General features: G+C 73.7%; 17 protein-coding genes. 12 read left to right on the top strand and 5 right to left on the bottom strand.

Annotation, left to right across the window (positions count from 1 at the left end; genetic code table 11):
• The gene (gene bioD / locus ABZ937_RS39165; RefSeq protein ID WP_361699522.1) at positions 1 to 717 is read left to right on the top strand and encodes a dethiobiotin synthase; all 717 of its coding nucleotides are present in this window, start codon (positions 1 to 3) and stop codon (positions 715 to 717) included.
• Positions 718 to 823: 106 nt separating this feature from the next.
• The gene (locus ABZ937_RS39160; RefSeq protein ID WP_361699520.1) at positions 824 to 1,516 is read left to right on the top strand and encodes a class I SAM-dependent methyltransferase; all 693 of its coding nucleotides are present in this window, start codon (positions 824 to 826) and stop codon (positions 1,514 to 1,516) included.
• Here ABZ937_RS39160 and ABZ937_RS39155 read toward each other — a convergent pair whose 3' ends face one another.
• Together ABZ937_RS39155 and ABZ937_RS39150 are read right to left on the bottom strand one after the other, a co-directional pair.
• A complete protein-coding gene (locus ABZ937_RS39155) occupies positions 1,517 to 1,891 on the bottom strand; it encodes a fic family toxin-antitoxin system, toxin component (protein ID WP_361699518.1) in 375 nt (124 codons plus the stop codon).
• 4 nt (positions 1,892 to 1,895) lie between these two features.
• Positions 1,896 to 2,138 (bottom strand): toxin-antitoxin system HicB family antitoxin, encoded by a 243-nt coding sequence (locus ABZ937_RS39150; protein WP_361699516.1) that lies wholly within the window; start codon positions 2,136 to 2,138, stop codon positions 1,896 to 1,898.
• Positions 2,139 to 2,280: 142 nt separating this feature from the next.
• On the opposite strand from ABZ937_RS39150, the gene ABZ937_RS39145 reads away from it, so the two are divergent.
• The 9 genes from ABZ937_RS39145 (at position 2,281) to mug (ending at position 13,649) form a co-directional block, all read left to right on the top strand.
• Entirely contained in the window at positions 2,281 to 3,075 is a 795-nt protein-coding gene (locus ABZ937_RS39145) for an ABC transporter ATP-binding protein (RefSeq protein ID WP_361699514.1), read from the top strand.
• A 3-nt stretch (positions 3,076 to 3,078) separates the two neighbouring features.
• Positions 3,079 to 5,646, top strand: a complete 2,568-nt coding sequence (locus ABZ937_RS39140) for an FtsX-like permease family protein (RefSeq protein ID WP_361699512.1) — start codon at positions 3,079 to 3,081, stop codon at positions 5,644 to 5,646.
• Positions 5,647 to 5,725: 79 nt separating this feature from the next.
• A complete protein-coding gene (locus ABZ937_RS39135) occupies positions 5,726 to 6,613 on the top strand; it encodes an LLM class F420-dependent oxidoreductase (RefSeq protein ID WP_361699510.1) in 888 nt (295 codons plus the stop codon).
• Positions 6,614 to 6,659: 46 nt separating this feature from the next.
• Positions 6,660 to 7,085: a GNAT family N-acetyltransferase gene (locus ABZ937_RS39130; RefSeq protein ID WP_361699508.1), complete on the top strand. Its 426-nt coding sequence runs from the start codon at positions 6,660 to 6,662 to the stop codon at positions 7,083 to 7,085.
• 152 nt (positions 7,086 to 7,237) lie between these two features.
• Positions 7,238 to 8,590 carry a hemolysin family protein gene (locus ABZ937_RS39125; protein ID WP_361699506.1) on the top strand — a complete coding sequence of 451 codons (1,353 nt, stop codon included), beginning with the start codon at positions 7,238 to 7,240 and terminating at the stop codon, positions 8,588 to 8,590.
• On the top strand, positions 8,587 to 9,600 hold the full coding sequence (locus tag ABZ937_RS39120; RefSeq protein WP_361699504.1) for a hemolysin family protein: 1,014 nt from the start codon (positions 8,587 to 8,589) through the stop codon (positions 9,598 to 9,600). The genes ABZ937_RS39125 and ABZ937_RS39120 overlap by 4 nt, the downstream gene beginning before the upstream one ends.
• A 1,043-nt stretch (positions 9,601 to 10,643) precedes the next feature.
• The gene (locus tag ABZ937_RS39115; protein ID WP_361699502.1) at positions 10,644 to 11,432 is read left to right on the top strand and encodes an SGNH/GDSL hydrolase family protein; all 789 of its coding nucleotides are present in this window, start codon (positions 10,644 to 10,646) and stop codon (positions 11,430 to 11,432) included.
• A 172-nt stretch (positions 11,433 to 11,604) separates the two neighbouring features.
• A complete protein-coding gene (purB, locus tag ABZ937_RS39110) occupies positions 11,605 to 13,047 on the top strand; it encodes an adenylosuccinate lyase (protein ID WP_361699500.1) in 1,443 nt (480 codons plus the stop codon).
• A gap of 71 nt (positions 13,048 to 13,118) precedes the next feature.
• Positions 13,119 to 13,649 carry a G/U mismatch-specific DNA glycosylase gene (gene mug, locus ABZ937_RS39105; protein ID WP_361699498.1) on the top strand — a complete coding sequence of 177 codons (531 nt, stop codon included), beginning with the start codon at positions 13,119 to 13,121 and terminating at the stop codon, positions 13,647 to 13,649.
• On the opposite strand, the gene ABZ937_RS39100 is transcribed toward mug, so the two are convergent.
• The 3 genes from ABZ937_RS39100 to ABZ937_RS39090 all read right to left on the bottom strand — a co-directional run bounded on the left by ABZ937_RS39100 (position 13,610) and on the right by ABZ937_RS39090 (position 15,780).
• Positions 13,610 to 14,053 (bottom strand): hypothetical protein, encoded by a 444-nt coding sequence (locus tag ABZ937_RS39100; RefSeq protein WP_361699496.1) that lies wholly within the window; start codon positions 14,051 to 14,053, stop codon positions 13,610 to 13,612. The genes mug and ABZ937_RS39100 overlap by 40 nt on opposite strands.
• A gap of 87 nt (positions 14,054 to 14,140) precedes the next feature.
• The gene (locus ABZ937_RS39095) at positions 14,141 to 14,857 is read right to left on the bottom strand and encodes an ABC transporter permease subunit (RefSeq protein WP_361699494.1); all 717 of its coding nucleotides are present in this window, start codon (positions 14,855 to 14,857) and stop codon (positions 14,141 to 14,143) included.
• 2 nt (positions 14,858 to 14,859) lie between these two features.
• Entirely contained in the window at positions 14,860 to 15,780 is a 921-nt protein-coding gene (locus tag ABZ937_RS39090; protein ID WP_361699492.1) for an ATP-binding cassette domain-containing protein, read from the bottom strand.
• A 107-nt stretch (positions 15,781 to 15,887) separates the two neighbouring features.
• On the opposite strand from ABZ937_RS39090, the gene ABZ937_RS39085 reads away from it, so the two are divergent.
• Entirely contained in the window at positions 15,888 to 17,042 is a 1,155-nt protein-coding gene (locus ABZ937_RS39085; protein WP_361699490.1) for a histidine kinase, read from the top strand.
• Positions 17,043 to 17,048 lie beyond the last annotated feature (6 nt).

Genomic DNA, 17,048 nt, shown 5'->3' with positions numbered 1-17,048 from the left:
ATGCCGGTACTGGTGATCACGGGGACGGGCACGGAGGTCGGCAAGACCGTCACCACCGCCGCCGTCGCCGCGGCGGCGCTCGCGGCCGGGCGCTCGGTGGCCGTGCTGAAGGCCGCCCAGACGGGCGTACGGCCGGACGAGCGCGGGGACGCGGACGAGGTCGCGCGGCTCGCGGGTCCGGTCACGGCCGCCGAACTCGCCCGCTATCCGGAGCCGTTGGCTCCGGGCACGGCGGCCCGGCGGGCCGGGATGGCTCCGGTGCATCCGCACGAGGTGGCCGAGCGGGCCGCCAAGCTGGCCACCGAGCACGATCTGGTGCTGGTCGAGGGGGCGGGCGGACTGCTCGTCCGGTTCGACGCGGCCGGCGGCACGCTGGCCGACACGGCCCGGCTGCTGGACGCTCCGGTGCTGGTCGTCGCGCAGGCCGGGCTCGGCACGCTCAACACCACGGAGCTGACCGCACGCGAACTGCGGCGCCGTGAGCTGGAGTTGGCCGGTGTGGTGATCGGCAGCTGGCCCGGCGCCCCCGATCTGGCCACCCGCTGCAATGTGGCCGACCTGCCGGAGGTCGCCGACGCCCCGCTGCTCGGCGCGCTGCCCGCGGGCGCCGGTGCGCTGCCGCCCGCCGAGTTCCGCACGGCGGCGGCGAGCTGGCTCGCACCCCGGCTGGACGGCACCTGGGACGCGGAGGCGTTCCGGGTACGGGAGGCGCCGTAGCCCCCTGTACGCGCGCGCCGTCCCCGTCCGCCGGCGGCCGGCGCGGGTGCACCGGGCCGTCCCTGGGGAGACTCTCCCCAGGGACGTGCTGTCCAGGGAGGTTGCCATGCGGCTGCTGTCCACCCGCTCCGGCCAGATGGCGCGGAGTCCCGTAAGTCATCCGCTGTTCGCCCGTTACTACGCCCGGATCAGCGTGGGCGCCGAGTCCCGGCTGGGGATGGCCGGGGTGCGGGAGCGGCTGCTCGCCGGGCTGTCCGGGCGTGTGATCGAGATCGGCGCGGGCAACGGGCTGAACTTCGGGCACTATCCCGGGGCGGTCGCGGAGGTCGTCGCGATCGAACCGGAGCCGCTGCTGCGGAAGTTGGCGCTGCGGGCCGCGCTGCGCGCCCAGGTGCCGGTCGACGTGGTGCCGGGTGCGGCGGAAGCGCTGCCGGTCAAGAGCGAGGCGTTCGACGCGGCCGTGCTGTCGCTGGTGCTGTGCAGCGTGCGGGATGTCGAGCGGGCGCTCGGCGAGGTACGGCGGGTGCTCCGGCCCGGCGGCGAGGTGCGGTTCTTCGAGCACGGGCGGGGCGGCGGCCGGGCGATGGCGCTGACCCAGCAGGCCCTGGACCGCACCCTGTGGCCGGCGCTGACCGGCGGCTGCCATCTGTCCCGGGACCCGGTCGCCGCGCTGCGCGCCGCCGGGTTCCGCCTCGGCCCGCACCGGCGGGTGATGCTGCCCGAGCACGGTCCGGCGCTGCCGACCTCGTACTGCTCGCTCGGTGTGGCCTGGCGGGAGGACGAGCCGGACGCCCGCTGATCAGATGCTCCAGCCGCGCAGTTCCCGGGCGATGTCGTCCACGCTCACCGCGCCGTCCTTGACCAGCCGGGCGAGGTCCCGGACCTGCTCGGGGGTGGGGGCGACCTTCTCGCCGCCGGCGACCAGGTAGGCGTAGGCGACCGCCGAGGCGAACAGCGCGTTGGAGCGTTCCAGCGCGGGCACGTGGATCAGCAGCTGGAGCAGGGAGGCGGCTCGGGCGTGCGGGGTGTCGTAGACGGGCACGCCGAATATCTCGGCGCGGTGCCGGGCGACGGCGGCGACCAGGGCGCCCCAGTCGGTGACCTGCGGATCCCCCGGGGTCCGCTGTTCGGCGAGCATGAGCAGCCAGGCGAGGTCGATGCTGAGCTCGTTCAAGGGATCAGCGGCGGCCTTCACCGGCGTCGGCGGCGCGGGTCTCGGCGAACTCCTCGGCGAACACCGACTCGTACTGCTTCATGAAGTCGGCGGCGGCCTCCACGAAGGTGCGGCCCGCCTCGCCGGCGTCCTGTCTGACCAGCTCTTCGATGTAGCGGTTGACGCTCATGCCGCGGGCCAGGGCGCGCTCGCGGGCCGCGCGGGCGGTGCCCTCGTCCACGCGCACGTTCAGCTGGGTCTTCGCCATGTCTCGACGCTAGCGCCGGAATGCTAGCGGCGGCAAGGGCGCACGGAGCGCTGCGCCGGGCGCGCACGTCCCTTACGCTCGCCCGCACGGGCGGTGCCCTACGCTCGCCCGGGAGGGCAGTACCGGAGACCGGGAGGCGGTCTTGTCGACACCTGCTGCGCAGCACGCACCCGACCGCACACCGGACGGCGGGACCGCGGCCCGCGCCCGCGGACTGACCAAGGCGTACGGCTCCGGTGAGACGGCCGTACTCGCCCTGGACGCGGTGGACGTGGACATCACGCGGGGCCGGTTCACCGCCGTGATGGGCCCCTCGGGGTCCGGGAAGTCCACGCTCATGCACTGCCTCGCCGGCCTCGACACCGTCACGGCCGGTCAGGTGTGGCTCGGCGGCACCGAGATCACCGGGCTGAGGGAGCGGGAACTGACCCGGCTGCGGCGGGACCGGATCGGGTTCATGTTCCAGTCGTTCAACCTCATCCCCACGCTGACCGCGGCCGAGAACATCACCCTGCCCATGGACATCGCGGGCCGCAGGCCCGACCCGCGATGGCTGGACCAGGTCATCGACACGCTCGGGCTGCGGGACCGCCTGCGGCACCGGCCCGCCCAGCTCTCCGGCGGGCAGCAGCAACGGGTCGCGTGCGCGCGGGCGCTGGCCTCCCGGCCCGAGCTGATCTTCGCCGACGAGCCGACCGGCAACCTGGATTCGCGGGCCGGCCTGGAGGTGCTGGGCTTTCTGCGCGGTGCCGTGGACGATCTCGGGCAGACCGTCGTCATGGTCACGCACGACCCGGGTGCCGCTGCCCACTCGGATCTGGTGCTCTTCCTCGCCGACGGGCGGATCGTGGACGAGATGCCCCGGCCGACGGCGGAGGCCGTGCTGGAGAGAATGCGTGTCTTTCCTGGCGACGGCCGCGCCGCTCAGGAGGGCTGACCGGTGCTCAAGGCGACACTGAGGAGCTTCCTGGCGCACCGGGGGCGGCTCGCGCTGTCCGCGCTGGCCGTGATCCTGTCCGTGGCGTTCGTCGCGGGCAGCCTGATCTTCTCCGACACCGTCACCCGCACGTTCGACCGGCTGTTCGCCTCCACCGCCGCCGATGTGACGGTCCAGCCCCGGCAGGACCTGCGGTCGGCGCGGACGAGCGGCACGGTGCGGACCGTGCCGGCCGCGCTGCGGGACCGGGTGGCGAAGGTCGACGGGGTCGCGGCGGCCCGTGCCGAGGTGTCGGTGCAGAACGCCGTCGTGGTCGACAGCCGCAACAAGTCCGTGGGCCCGACCACCGGCGCCCCGACCATCGCCATGGCCTGGTACGCCACCCACCGCAGCCCGGTCAGGCTCACCTCCGGGCACGCCCCGCACGGCCCCGGCGAGGCGCTGCTGGACGCGGACACGGCCGGCAAGAGGCACGTGCGGATCGGTGACAGGCTGACCGTGCAGGCGCAGCCGGGCACGTTCCGGGTCCGCGTCGTCGGCATCGCCACCTTCACCACGACCAACCCGGGCGCGGCGCTGCTCTTCCTGGACCCGGCCGTCGCCGGCCGGGAACTGCTCGGCTCCGCCGCGAGGGCGACCAGCATCTCGGCGGACGCGGCCCGGGGCGTGTCCGACGCGGAACTCGAACGCCGGGTCGGCGCGGCGGTCGGCACCAGGACGTACGACCTGAAGACGGCCGCGGAGCAGGCCAAGTCGGCCGCGGCCACCCTCGGCACGTTCCTCGACGTGATCAAGTACGTGATGCTGGGATTCGCCGGTGTCGCTCTCCTGGTGGGCGTGTTCCTGATCGTCAACACGTTCTCCATGCTGATCGCGCAGCGCACCCGCGAACTGGGCCTGCTGCGGGCGCTGGGCGCGGACCGTCGGCAGGTGCGGCGCTCGGTGCTCACGGAGGCCCTGCTGCTCGGCCTGTTCGGCTCGACGCTGGGGCTGGCCGCCGGTACAGGACTGGCGGCCGGGCTGATCCGGCTGATGAGCGCGTTCGGGATGAACCTGAAGGCCACGGAGATGGTGATCGGCTGGGGCACGCCGGTCGCGGCCTACGTCGTCGGCCTCGGCGTCACCTTCGTGGCCGCCTATCTGCCCGCGCGGCGGGCGGCGGCCGTCTCGCCGATGGCGGCTCTCGTGGACGCGGAAGTGGCCGGTGCGGGCAGGCCGTTGAAGGCGCGGGCGATCGTCGGGGCGGTGGTCGGGGCGGCCGGCGCGGCGGCGCTGGCCGGGTGTGCCGCGGCGACGCGGACCGCGCAGGCCGCCGCGCTGCTGGGCGTCGGTGTCGCCCTGACGCTGATCGCGACCGTGGTCGCCGGGCCGCTGCTGGTGCGGCCGGTGATCCGGGTGCTGGGCGCGGCCTTCCCCGCGCTGTTCGGCCCGGTCGGCCGGATGAGCCAGCGCAACGCCCTGCGCAATCCGCGCCGGACCGGCGCCACGGCCGCCGCGCTGATGGTGGGCCTGGCCCTGGTCGGCGGGATGTCGGTGGCGAGCGCCTCGATGTCCGCGTCGTTCGACCGGCAGATCGACCGGACGCTGGGCGCCGACTTCGTCGTCCAGAACGCCAACTTCACGCCGTTCACCCGGGAGATCGCGGACCGGGTGACCGGGACGCCGGGGGTCGGGCTCGTCGTACGGCAGCGGCTCACGCCCATCGCCGTACGCCTGCCGGACGGCCGGCGGGAGACGACGGTCGCCACCGGGTACGGCACCCGGCTCGACGACGTCGCGCACGTCACGTACGCCCGGGGCGGCTCGGCGGCGGCCCTGGCCGACGGGCACCTCGCCCTGGACGCGGACTACGCAGCGGACCACGGCGTGCGGGTCGGCAGTGTGCTGCCGGTCGAGTTCCCGGGCGGGCACCGGGCGGAGCTGACCGTCGGGGCGCTGACCGACCAGGAGCAGGCGGAGGGCTTCGGCACGCAGGGCGGCATCTTCTTCGGCCTGACGACGCTGGAGAAGTACGCGCCGGGCGGGCAGGACGCGGCGCTCTACGTCAACGCGGCGCCCGGCACGAACCCGGCGGACCTGCGCCCCCGCCTGGAGCGGACGCTCACCGCCTTCCCGCAGGTGCAGGTGCGCGACCAGGCCGACTACAAGGACCTGGTCCACGACCAGATCGCCGTACTGCTGTACCTGGTGTACGCGCTGCTCGGGCTGGCGATCGTCATCGCCGTGCTCGGCGTGGTCAACACCCTCGCCCTGTCGGTCGTGGAGCGGACCCGGGAGATCGGGCTGCTGCGGGCGATCGGACTGGAGCGGCGGCAGCTGCGCCGGATGATCCGGCTGGAGTCGGTGGTGATCGCGGTGTTCGGAGCGGTCCTCGGGCTGGCGCTGGGACTGGTGTGGGGCGTGTGCATGCAGCAGGTGCTGGCCCTGCGCGGGCTGACGGCGTTCGCGGTGCCGTGGGGCACGATCGTCGCGGTGGTGATCGGCTCGGCCGTGGTGGGTGTGGTGGCGGCGCTGCTGCCGGCGCTGCGGGCCTCGCGGATGAACGTGCTGGCGGCGATCGCGCACGAGTGATCATCTCCACACGGACAGGACGGAAGCGGACGTGATGGAATCGCGTCAGGCCCAAGTCGTCCTTCGCCGAGGAGAGTTCATGTCGCGTCCGTTCCGCTTCGGGGTCAACCTGCTCACGCCCGCGCCCGCCGCCGAGTGGCGCACCAAGTGCCGTCGCGCGGAGGAGCTGGGGTACGACGTGATCCTCGTCCCCGACCACCTCGGCATGCCCGCGCCGTTCCCGGCGCTGGTCGCGGCGGCCGAGGCGACCGAGCGGCCGCGGCTCGGCACGTTCGTGCTCAACGCGGGTTTCTGGAACCCGGCGTTGCTGGCCCGCGAGGTGGCGACCACGGACGCGCTGACCGGCGGCCGGCTCGAACTCGGCCTCGGCACCGGGTACGTGGCGGCGGAGCACGAGGCGGCCGGGCTGCCGTACGGCTCGCCGCGCGAGCGCGTGGACCATCTGCGGCGGACGGTGGAGGAGCTGGAGCGCCTGCTCGGCTCCGGGGACCACGAACCCCGCCCCGCACAGTCCCGGGTGCCGGTGCTGATCGGCGCCAACGGCGACCGGATGCTGCGCCTGACCGCCGGGCACGCGGACATCGCGGCCTTCACCGGAGCCCGGCCGGGCAACACGCCCGGGACGCTCGATCCGCTGAGCCCCGAGGAGCTGGACGAGCGCGTGGCCCGGTACCGCGCGCTGGCCGCCGACCGGGCGGAACCCGCCGAGCTGAACCTGCTGATCCAGTTCGTGGCGATCACCGACGACCCGGAGGCCGCGCTGAAGCCGCTGGTGGAGCGCCTGCCCCAGTTCACCGTCGAGCAGGCGCTGGCCCTGCCGATCGTGCTGGCCGGAACCCTGGAGGATGTCGTCGCCAAGGTACGGGCGCAGCGCGAGCGGTTCGGGTTCTCGTACCTGACCGTGCTGGAGCCGTTCATGGAGGCGTTCGCGCCGGTGATGGAGCGGCTGCGCGAGGAGTCCGCATGATGGAATTCCCCGCGCGACGCGGTCCCTTCATGATCACCATGGCCGCATGACAGACCTGCGTGTACGTGCCGCCGTTCCCGCCGACCTCGACTCCGTCCTCGCCTTCTGGAGGACGGCCGCCGAGGGGACGAGCATCAGTGACGACCGCGCCGGTGTGGAGCGGCTGGTCGCCCGCGACCCCGAGGCTCTCCTCCTCGCCGAGCAGGACGGGGAACTGGTGGGCACGGTGATCGCCGGCTTCGACGGCTGGCGGTGTCATCTGTACCGGCTCGCGGTGCGTCCGGAGCGGCGGCGGCAGGGCATCGGCTCGGCGCTGCTGGCCGCCGCCGAGGAGCGTTTCGTACGGCTCGGCGGGCGGCGGGCGGACGCGATGGTGCTGGTGCGCAACGAGACCGCGCACCACGCCTGGAGTGCGGCCGGGTACGGGCCGGAGGAGCGGTGGCGGCGCTGGGTGAAGCCGCTCACGGACTGAACCCGAAAGGCATCTTTGCTCATCCTTTACCATTGAGGGAGCACTCGGTCCTCTATGAAAGGTTGTGAGCGTCCGCCCATGGGCGAGCCTCCCAGTCCGCGACACCGCGCATTCCGCCCTGCCCTGTCCGATCATGGGACGGGGGTGACCCGATGACCGAAGTGCTCCTCCTCCTGGTGGCGATCCTGCTGTCGGTGGCCTGCGGCGCCTTCGTCGCAGCGGAGTTCTCGCTGACCACGGTGGAACGCGGCGAGCTGGAGCGGGCCGCCCAGCGTGGCGAGCGCGGTGCCGCGGGCGCCCTGAAGGCCGTACGGACCCTGACCTTCCAGCTGTCCGGCGCCCAGCTCGGCATCACCGTCACCAACCTGGTGGTCGGCATGCTCGCCGAGCCGTCGATCGCCAAACTGCTCTCCGGGCCGTTCCGGGCGATGGGGCTGCCGGCGACCACGGCGAGCTCGGTCGCGCTGGTGCTGGGCACGGCCCTGTCGACGGTGTTCCTGATGGTCGTCGGCGAGCTGGTGCCGAAGAACTGGGCGATCTCCTCGCCGCTGACCGTGGCCAAGCGGGTGGGCAGCGCACAGCGCTGGTTCAGCGCGGCCTTCCGGCCCTTCATCACCCACCTGAACAACACGGCCAACCATTTCGTGCGCCGGCTCGGCGTCGAACCGGCCGAGGAACTGGCCTCCGCGCGCGGTCCGCAGGAGCTGGCCGCCCTCGCCCGGCACTCCGCCAGGGAGGGCGCGCTGGAGCCGGACACCGCGGAGCTGTTCGTCCGGACGCTGAACCTGGCCGACCTGACGGCCGAGAACGTGATGACCCCGCGCGTCCAGGTCATCGCCCTGGAGACCCAGGCGACCTGCGAGGACGTGGCCAACGCCACCCGGGCCACCGGCCTGTCCCGGTTCCCGGTCTACCGGGGCAGCCTGGACGCGGTCGTCGGCACCGCCCACATCAAGGACGTGCTGGCCGTCCCCGCGGACCAGCGGCGCCACCGCACGGTCGCCCAGGTGATGCGCGAACCGCTGCTGGTGCCCGAGTCCCTGACCGTCGACCGCCTGCTGGACCGGCTCTCCGGCCGGCGCACCATGGCCGTCGTCATCGACGAGTACGGCGGTACGGCCGGCGTGGCCACGCTGGAGGACATCGTGGAGGAGGTCGTCGGCGAGGTGCGGGACGAGCACGACCCGCACGAGACACCCGACCTCGCCCCCGCCGGCGCGGACGAGCGGGGCCGGGCCCTGTACTCGGCGGACGGCGCCGCCCGCACCGACCAGCTCGCGCGCGTGGGACTGCGCGCGCCCGAGGGGCCGTACGAGACGCTGGCCGGCCTGGTCGCCACGGAACTGGGCCGGATACCCGCCGTCGGTGACAGCGTCGAGGTGGCCGGCTGGCGGCTGGACGTGGTCGACGCGTCGGGCCACCGGGCCGCCCGGGTACTGCTGCACGCACCGCTGGACGACGAGCGCGCCGAGGGGACCGGCGGGATGCGGGAGGGGACGCGATGACCGCCGTACAGCTGCTGATCGGTCTGGCGACCCTCGTCGTCAACGCCTTCTTCGTGGGTGCCGAGTTCGCTCTGATCTCCGTACGCCGCTCGCAGATCGAGCCGCTGGCCCAGGAGGGCGACCGGCGCGCGCGGAGCGTGCTGTGGGGCCTGCAGCACGTCTCGGCCCTGCTGGCGGCCGCCCAGCTGGGCATCACGCTGTGCACGCTGGTCCTGGGCGTGGTCGCCGAGCCGGCCATCGCGCATCTGCTGGAGCCGGTGTTCCACGCGGTGGGCGTGCCGGTGAGCGCGGGTCACGCGGTCTCGTTCGTGATCGCGCTGAGCCTCGCCACGTATCTGCACATGCTGCTCGGCGAGATGGTCCCCAAGAACATCGCGCTGGCGGAACCCGTGCGCAGCGCGCTGCTGCTCGGTCCGCCGCTGGTCGCGCTGTCCCGGGCGCTGCGCCCGGTGATCTTCGCGATCAACGCCTTCGCCAACGGGCTGCTGAAGCTGCTGCGGGTGGAGGCGAAGGACGAGGTCGCGGCGACCTTCACGGACACCGAGCTGGCCGAGATCGTCAAGGACGCCAGCGAGGCGGGCCTGATCGACAACCGGGCGCAGGAGCGCCTGCACGACGCGCTGGAGCTGGGCAGCCGCCCGGTGCGCGACGTGGTCGTCCCCTTGCAGCGGGTGGTCTACGCGCGCGTGGGCGTCACCCCCGAGCAGCTGGAGCGGCTGTCGGCCGAGTCGGGGTTCTCCCGTTTCCCGGTGGTCGACACCGGCCGCCGGATCGTCGGCTACCTGCACGTCAAGGACGCGCTGGACGCCTCACCGCAGGACGTGCCGTTCCGGCTCCGCGACATGCGCCCCATCGCCCGCGTCCGGGAAGGCACCCCGTTGGACGACGTCCTCACCGCCATGCGAGGCAGCCGCACACACCTGGCGGCGGTACTCGGCGACGACGGCCGCCTGGCCGGCCTGGTGACGATGGAGGACGTCCTGCGCGAACTCTTCGGCCAGCCTGCGTGAGCCTCCGGCGGTTGGGCGGAGGGATGGGCGGCTGTGGGCCCGGTAGCTGGGCGAGGCGGGGACGGCAGGCGGAGGCGGCCCGGTACCGGGAGGATGCGCCGGTGGATCGAGTGAGGGGGCTGACAGCAGGGCCAGGGGCCCGTCTCGGGTGGCTCTTCGGCGGATCCGGTGAGGCGGCGGCAGGCGGAAGCGAGCCGATACGGGGACGCGTCGGCGGAGGTCCGGTCCCAGGGTGTTCCTCCTGGGTGCCCCTGGCCCTGCCGGCGGGTCAGGGCCTGTACCAGGGTGTTCCTCCTGGGTGCCCCTGGGCCTGCCGGAAGGTCGGGGCCTGTCCCAGGTGATGCTGCGGCGGAGCCGGTGAGCGGGCGGCATGGGAGGCGGGCCGGTACCCCGGGGGTGCGCCGGTGGATCCGGCGCGAGGGGGCTGACAGCAGGGCCAGGGGCCTGTCTCGGGTGGCTCTTCGGCGGATCCGGTGGGGGGCGGCAGGCGGAAGCGAGCCCATACCGGGGGACGCGTCGGCGGAGTTCCGGTCCCAGGGTGTTCCTCCTGGGTGCCCCTGGGGCCTGCCGGCGGGTCAGGGCCTGCCCCAGGTGATGCTCCGGCGGAGCCGGTCAGCGGGCGGCAGGCGGAGGCGGGCCGGTACCCCGGGGGTGCGTCGGTGGATCCGGCGCGAGGGTCCAGCGGGAGGGCGTCATCACCCTGGGACAGCCTGCGGCCGGCCCTCCGGCCGATCGGTCATGCCGGAATCGACTTCGGGGACGAACCGGACCCGGCCCGCCGGCCGACAGCGCCAGCATCTCCCCGGGACAGGCTCCTGGCCCGACGGCCGGTCCCCTTGCAGGATCCGCCGGAGCATCACTCCAGGGCCTGGGGACTGCTCCCAGCCCTACGGCCGGCTGCCTCAGAATCACCCACGAGCACAGCCCGGCATCGGGCCCGGCCCGTCGCCCAGGGGTCCCCGAACCATCACCCCCGGGCCTGGACGACTTGGTTGGGCCGACCGACCGGCAGGTATTGGCCTCGGGATACCATCTCTGTCGCCATGCAGACGAATCCCACACCTTCCCCGTACACCAGCCTGGTCGCGGTCGGCGACTCCTTCACCGAGGGCATGTCGGACCTGCTGCCCGACGGTTCCTACCGGGGCTGGGCCGATGTGCTCGCCGCGCGGATGGCCGCCCGCACGCCCGGCTTCCGGTACGCCAACCTGGCCGTGCGCGGGAAGCTGATCGGGCAGATCGTCGACGAGCAGGTGGCGGTGGCCGCGGCCATGAAGCCCGACGTCGTCACCCTGGTCGGCGGACTCAACGACACCCTGCGCCCCAAGTGCGACATGGGCCGGGTCCGCGGCCTGCTCACCGAGGCCGTGGAGCGGCTGGCGCCTTCCTGCAAGCAGCTGGTGCTGATGCGCAGCCCCGGCCGGCAGGGCCCGGTGCTGGAGCGGTTCCGGCCGCGCATGGAGGAGCTGTTCGCCTGCGTGGACGAGCTGGCGGACAAGCACGGCGCCCTGGTGGTCGACCTGTACGGCGCGCCTTCGCTGGCCGACCCGCGGCTGTGGGACGTGGACCGGCTGCATCTGACGGCGGAGGGGCACCGCCGGGTCGCCGAGGCGGTGTGGCAGACGCTCGGGTACGAGCCGGAGGACACCGAGTGGCGGGTACCGATGCCGGCGACGGCCCCGCCCGGCTGGGTGACGCGCCGGACCGCGGACGTCCGGTTCGCCCGGCAGTACCTGCTCCCGTGGATAGGCCGCCGCCTGACCGGCCGTTCCTCGGGCGACGGCCGCCCGCCGAAGCGGCCGGAGCTGCTGCCGTACGAGGGGCAGGCGTAGCCCGTCTTCGACAGGGGACGGGGGCGACGTCGGCGACGTCACGTTCGGCCGGGCCGAGGCGGGCGTCACCATCCCGCCGCGCATGCCGCGCCGACGTGACGGCGCTCTCGTAGCTTCGACCGAACGCACCCATGGCGTTGGCCTGCACGAATCGCCAGTAGACTCTGGACACGTGACTTCTGCGCCCGCCAAGCCCCGCATCCCGAACGTCCTCGCCGGACGCTACGCCTCCGCCGAGCTCGCCACGCTCTGGTCCCCCGAGCAGAAGGTGAAGCTGGAGCGGCAGCTCTGGCTCGCCGTGCTGCGGGCCCAGAAGGACCTCGGCATCGAGGTGCCGGACGAGGCGATCGCCGACTACGAGCGCGTCCTCGACACCGTGGACCTGGCCTCGATCGCCGAGCGCGAGAAGGTCACCCGGCACGACGTGAAGGCGCGGATCGAGGAGTTCAACGACCTCGCCGGGCACGAGCACGTGCACAAGGGGATGACCTCCCGTGACCTCACGGAGAACGTCGAGCAGCTGCAGATCCGGCTCTCCCTGGAGCTGATGCGCGACCGCACCGTGGCCGTGCTGGCGCGTCTCGGCAAGCTCGCGGGCGAGTACGCCGAGCTGGTCATGGCCGGCCGCTCGCACAACGTGGCCGCGCAGGCCACCACCCTCGGCAAGCGTTTCGCGACCGCCGCCGACGAGCTGCTCGTGGCCCACGGCCGCGTCGAGGAGCTGCTCGGCCGCTACCCGCTGCGCGGCATCAAGGGCCCGGTCGGCACCGCGCAGGACATGCTGGACCTGCTGGGCGGCGACGCGGACAAGCTCGCCGACCTGGAGAACCGGATCGCGCGGCACCTGGGCTTCTCGCAGGCGTTCACCTCGGTCGGCCAGGTCTACCCGCGCTCGCTGGACTACGAGGTCGTCACCGCGCTGGTGCAGCTGGCGGCGGCGCCGTCCTCGCTGGCCAAGACGATCCGGCTGATGGCCGGGCACGAGCTGGTCACCGAGGGCTTCAAGCCGGGCCAGGTCGGCTCCTCCGCGATGCCGCACAAGATGAACACCCGCTCCTGCGAGCGCGTCAACGGCCTCATGGTGATCCTGCGCGGCTACGCCTCGATGACCGGCGAGCTGGCGGGCGACCAGTGGAACGAGGGCGACGTGTCCTGCTCGGTGGTGCGCCGGGTCGCGCTGCCGGACGCGTTCTTCGCCCTGGACGGTCTGCTGGAGACCTTCCTCACCGTCCTCGACGAGTTCGGTGCCTTCCCGGCCGTCATCGCCCGTGAGCTGGACCGCTACCTCCCCTTCCTCGCCACCACCAAGGTGCTGATGGGCGCGGTGCGGGCGGGCGTCGGCCGTGAGGTCGCGCACGAGGCGATCAAGGAGAACGCCGTGGCCACCGCGCTCGGGATGCGCGAGCAGGGCGCTGAGCGCAACGAACTGCTCGACAAGCTCGCCGCCGACGAGCGGCTGCCGCTCGACCGCGAGCAGCTGGCCGCGCTGATGGCCGACAAGCTCTCCTTCACCGGCGCCGCCGCCGACCAGGTCGGCGTGGTCGTCGGCCGGATCGAGGAGATCGTCAAGCAGCACCCGGAGGCCGCCGGCTACACGCCCGGAGCGATCCTCTGACCCGCGCATCGCGCTCTCCCCGCTTCACTCAGGCGGAACTGGAGGCCGCCCGCGACCGTCTCGTCCCGGATGTGGTCGCGGACGGCCTCCATGTGCTGTTCTGCGGCATCAACCCGGGGCTGATGACGGCGGCGACCGGCCACCACTTCGCGCGCCCCGGCAACCGGTTCTGGCCGGTGCTGCACCTGTCCGGCTTCACACCCCGGCTGCTGAAGCCGGCCGAGCAGGGGGAACTGCTGTCGTACGGGCTCGGCATCACCAACGTGGTGGCGCGGGCGTCCGCGCGCGCGGACGAGCTGACCGCCGAGGAGTACGTCGAGGGCGGGCGGCTGCTGACCACGAAGGTGACGCGGCTGCGGCCCAGGTGGCTGGCGGTGGTCGGCGTGACCGCCTACCGCGCGGCCTTCGGTGACCGCACGGCCCAGGTCGGCCCGCAGGAGCGGACCATCGGGGACACGCGGGTGTGGGTGCTGCCCAACCCCAGCGGGCTGAACGCGCACTGGACGGCGGCCACGATGGCGGAGGAGTTCGCCCGGCTGCGGGAGGCGGCGGGTGCGGGCGGTCACGGCGGGTCGGTCTCCGTCACTATGCCGAGCAGCTGAAAAGGCAGCTCCTTGTCCCATTGGGAGACGGCGAGGGCGAGCCAGCGGCCTGACTCCGGGAGCCGCCACAGCTGGACGTCCGGGACATGGTTGCTGAGGCCGGCCCAGGGCTCCGCGATGTCCTCGCCCGCCATGGTCCGGTCGAACACGCTGTACAGGCTGACGTGCTGCGGCTGTCCCCACCGCTCGCCGAGCCGCTCCGCGAGGCCGTCCCGGTCGGCCTCGTACTGCGCCGCCGTCTCGTCCCGTTCGCTGCCGTCGCCCTCCCAGAACTCCTCGCTGGTCTGTAATTCGGCTATGTGATAGCCGGGCCCGCTCTCGCCGTGCTCCGTCCTGCCGTGCGCCGCTGGGAACTCCCGGGCGCACAGCAGGTCGATGAGGGTCAGACACTTCGCGATGTCCATGGGATCCAGTAAAGCGGGCACCACTGACAATTGGCGGCCCGTCAAGCGACCCCGGGGTGCCCGTGCGGCGACCCCGGGCGCCCGCCGTCACGCGTCCCTGCGCCGCAGGCTCCACCCGCCCGCGAGCAGGGCCGCCGCGGCCCACAGCCCGGCCACCGCGAGTCCGCTCCACGGGCCGAGCGTGCCGTCCCAGCCGCTGTGCAGGGCCACTTGGCCGGCCCGGTCGGGCAGGAAGTCGGCGACGCCGCCGGACAGGTCGCCGATGACGAAGGACACGATCAGCAGGAAGGGGATCAGCACGGAGAGGGTCGCGACTCCGCTGCGCAGCACGGCGGCCAGTCCGGCGGCGAACAGGGCCATGAACGTCAGGTGCAGGCCGCAGCCGACGGCGCCCCGCGCTCCTTCGGCCCAGCCGGGAGCGGACGTGCCGAGAGCCGCCCGGCCCACCAGGAGCGTGACGAATCCGGTGAGCAGCCCGACGGCCAGCGTCGGCAGGGCGATCGCCAGCGCCTTCGCGGCGAACCAGCGCCCCCGGTCGGGCACCGCCGACAGCGTCAGCCGCAGTGCCCCGCCGCGGAACTCGGAGGAGACGGCCGTCGTGCCGAAGGCGATCGCGGCGATCTGCCCGAAACTGACGCCGAAGAACACCGCGAACAGCGGGTCGGGGTCGCCGGTGTCGGTGTCGACCGAGGCCAGCGCCGAGAACGCGGCGGTGGCGACGAGGATCGCGGCGAGGGCGCCCCTGAGGGAGCGCAGGGTGCGGACCTTGATCCACTCGGCGTGGAGCACGGGTGCGAACGACATGGTCAGGCCTCCTGGGGCTGTGCGGTGAACTCGGCCTCGGCCGCTGTCAGATCGAGGTAGGCCTCCTCCAAGGTGGCCTCCCGGGCGGTGAGTTCCAGGACGGGGACGCCCGCCTCGGCCATCAGCCGGCCGAGGTCGTCCACGCGCGCGTGCCGCACGGTCCAGGCCCCGTCCTCGTCCCGGGAGGCGTCGTGGCCGTGCCGGTCGAGGAGGTCACCGAGGGCGGCGGAGTCGGTGGTGCGGATGCGGACGTGGGGCTGTACGCGCGCGTGGATGAACTCCTGCACCGGCGTGTCGGCGAGCAGGCGGCCCCGGCCGAGGATCAGCAGGTGGTCGGCGAATGCGGCGGTCTCGCCCATCAGATGGCTGGAGACCAGCACCGTACGGCCTTCCTCGGCGAGGCGGCGCAGCATCGTGCGGATCCACACGATGCCTTCGGGGTCGAGGCCGTTGGCGGGTTCGTCGAGCAGGACGACCTCGGGGTCCCCGAGCAGGGCGGCGGCGATGCCGAGCCGCTGGCGCATGCCGAGGGAGTAGGTCCGTACGCGGCGCTTGGCCACGGTGGCGAGGCCGGTCTCCTCCAGGACGGTGTCGACCCGGCGGGCCGGGATGCGGTTGCTCGCCGCGAGGGCCAGCAGATGGTCGCGGGCGGTGCGGGAGCCGTGCGCGGCGCGTGCGTCGAGCAGGGCGCCCACCCGGCGCAGGGGTTCGTGGAGCCCGGCGTAGGCGTGGCCGCCGATCGTGGCGGTGCCGGCGGTGGGCCGGTCGAGGCCGAGGACGAGGCGGAAGGTGGTGGACTTGCCGGCGCCGTTGGGGCCGAGGAAGCCGGTGACCCGGCCGGGGCGGACGCTGAAGGTGAGCCGGTCCACGGCCCGTCGGCCGCCGTACTCCTTGGTGAGGTCTCGTACGTCGATGCTGGTCATGGCAACAGCCTGGCCGGGCACGGCGATCGGTTCCTCCCCCGCCGGTGGAGACCGTCTCCCCCGTGCGGGGGAGGTCCGTTGTCAGTGCCGCCTGCGACGATGAGGTCATGGCCCGCTTTCTGCGCCCGCTGCTGCGCGGGACGACGTACACGCGCCTGCTGCATCTGTGGGTGCCGATGCTTGCGGTCAGCGTCTGGATCTTCGTCGACCCGTCGAGTCCGTGGATGCCCGCGCTGCTGCTCGCCCCGGTCGGGCTGCTGCCCGCGGTGCGGCGGGGCGAGGGCGTGCAGGCGCGGCTGCTGCTCACACCCGGCGAGCCGGAGCCGGGCATCTCCGAGACACCGGCGGCGACCTGGCGGGACCGGCTGCGTACGGTGCTGTGGCTGGAGCTGCGCATGCTGCTCGGCGGGGCGACCGCGTTCGCCTCGGTGTGGCTGCCCATCATCTGCTTCGAGCTGTTGCGTTGCGCGTGGGGGGAGGCGCCGGCCGACGTCCCGCTGCTGGACCGGCTGCCGCCGCACCGCGCCTGGGCCCTGCTGGCGCCGTTGCCGCTGTTCGCCCTGTACGGAGCGGTCGTCGGGCTCGGCGAGCTGGCCACGGCCGGTGCGCGCCGGCTCCTCGGGCCGTCGGCGGCCGAGCGGCTGGCCGCGCTGGAGGAGCGCACCGAGCAGCTGCTGGAACGCACCCGGATCGCACGGGAGTTGCACGACTCGATCGGGCACGCCCTGACGGTGGCGGTGGTGCAGGCGGGTGCGGCGCGCGCGGCGGGCGATCCGGAGTTCACCGACCGCGCGCTGGACGCCATCGAGGAGACCGGCCGGGCCGCGCTCGCGGACCTGGAGCGGGTGCTGGGCGTCCTGCGGGAGAGCGAGCGGCCGGTGAGCGCGCGGCCCACGCTGGCCGACGCCGACCGGCTGCTGGAGTCGGCACGGGCGTCCGGGGCGAAGGTCGACGCCGAGGTGACGGGCCCGGTCGAGGCCCTGCCCGGCCCGGTGTCCCGGGAGGGCTACCGCATCCTCCAGGAGGCGCTCACCAACGTACTGCGGCACGCGGGAGCCGTGCCCGCGCGGGTCCGGGTCGCGGTCACCGGCGGCATGCTCGTCCTGGAGGTCCGCAACCCGCTGCCGGGCCCGATACCCGACGCCGGCCGGGGCAGCGGCCTGCGGGGCATACGGGAGCGGGCCGCGCTCCTCGGCGGCACCGCCCGGACGGGTCCGGACGAGGGCAACTGGCAGGTGCGCGTGGAGCTTCCGCTGAGTTGATCTAGG

This window comes from Streptomyces sp. NPDC046727 (assembly GCF_040645635.1).
In the GTDB taxonomy this organism is placed as follows: domain Bacteria; phylum Actinomycetota; class Actinomycetes; order Streptomycetales; family Streptomycetaceae; genus Streptomyces.
Note: the sequence above shows the minus strand (reverse complement) of the source record. Positions and strands in the feature narration are given on the sequence as shown.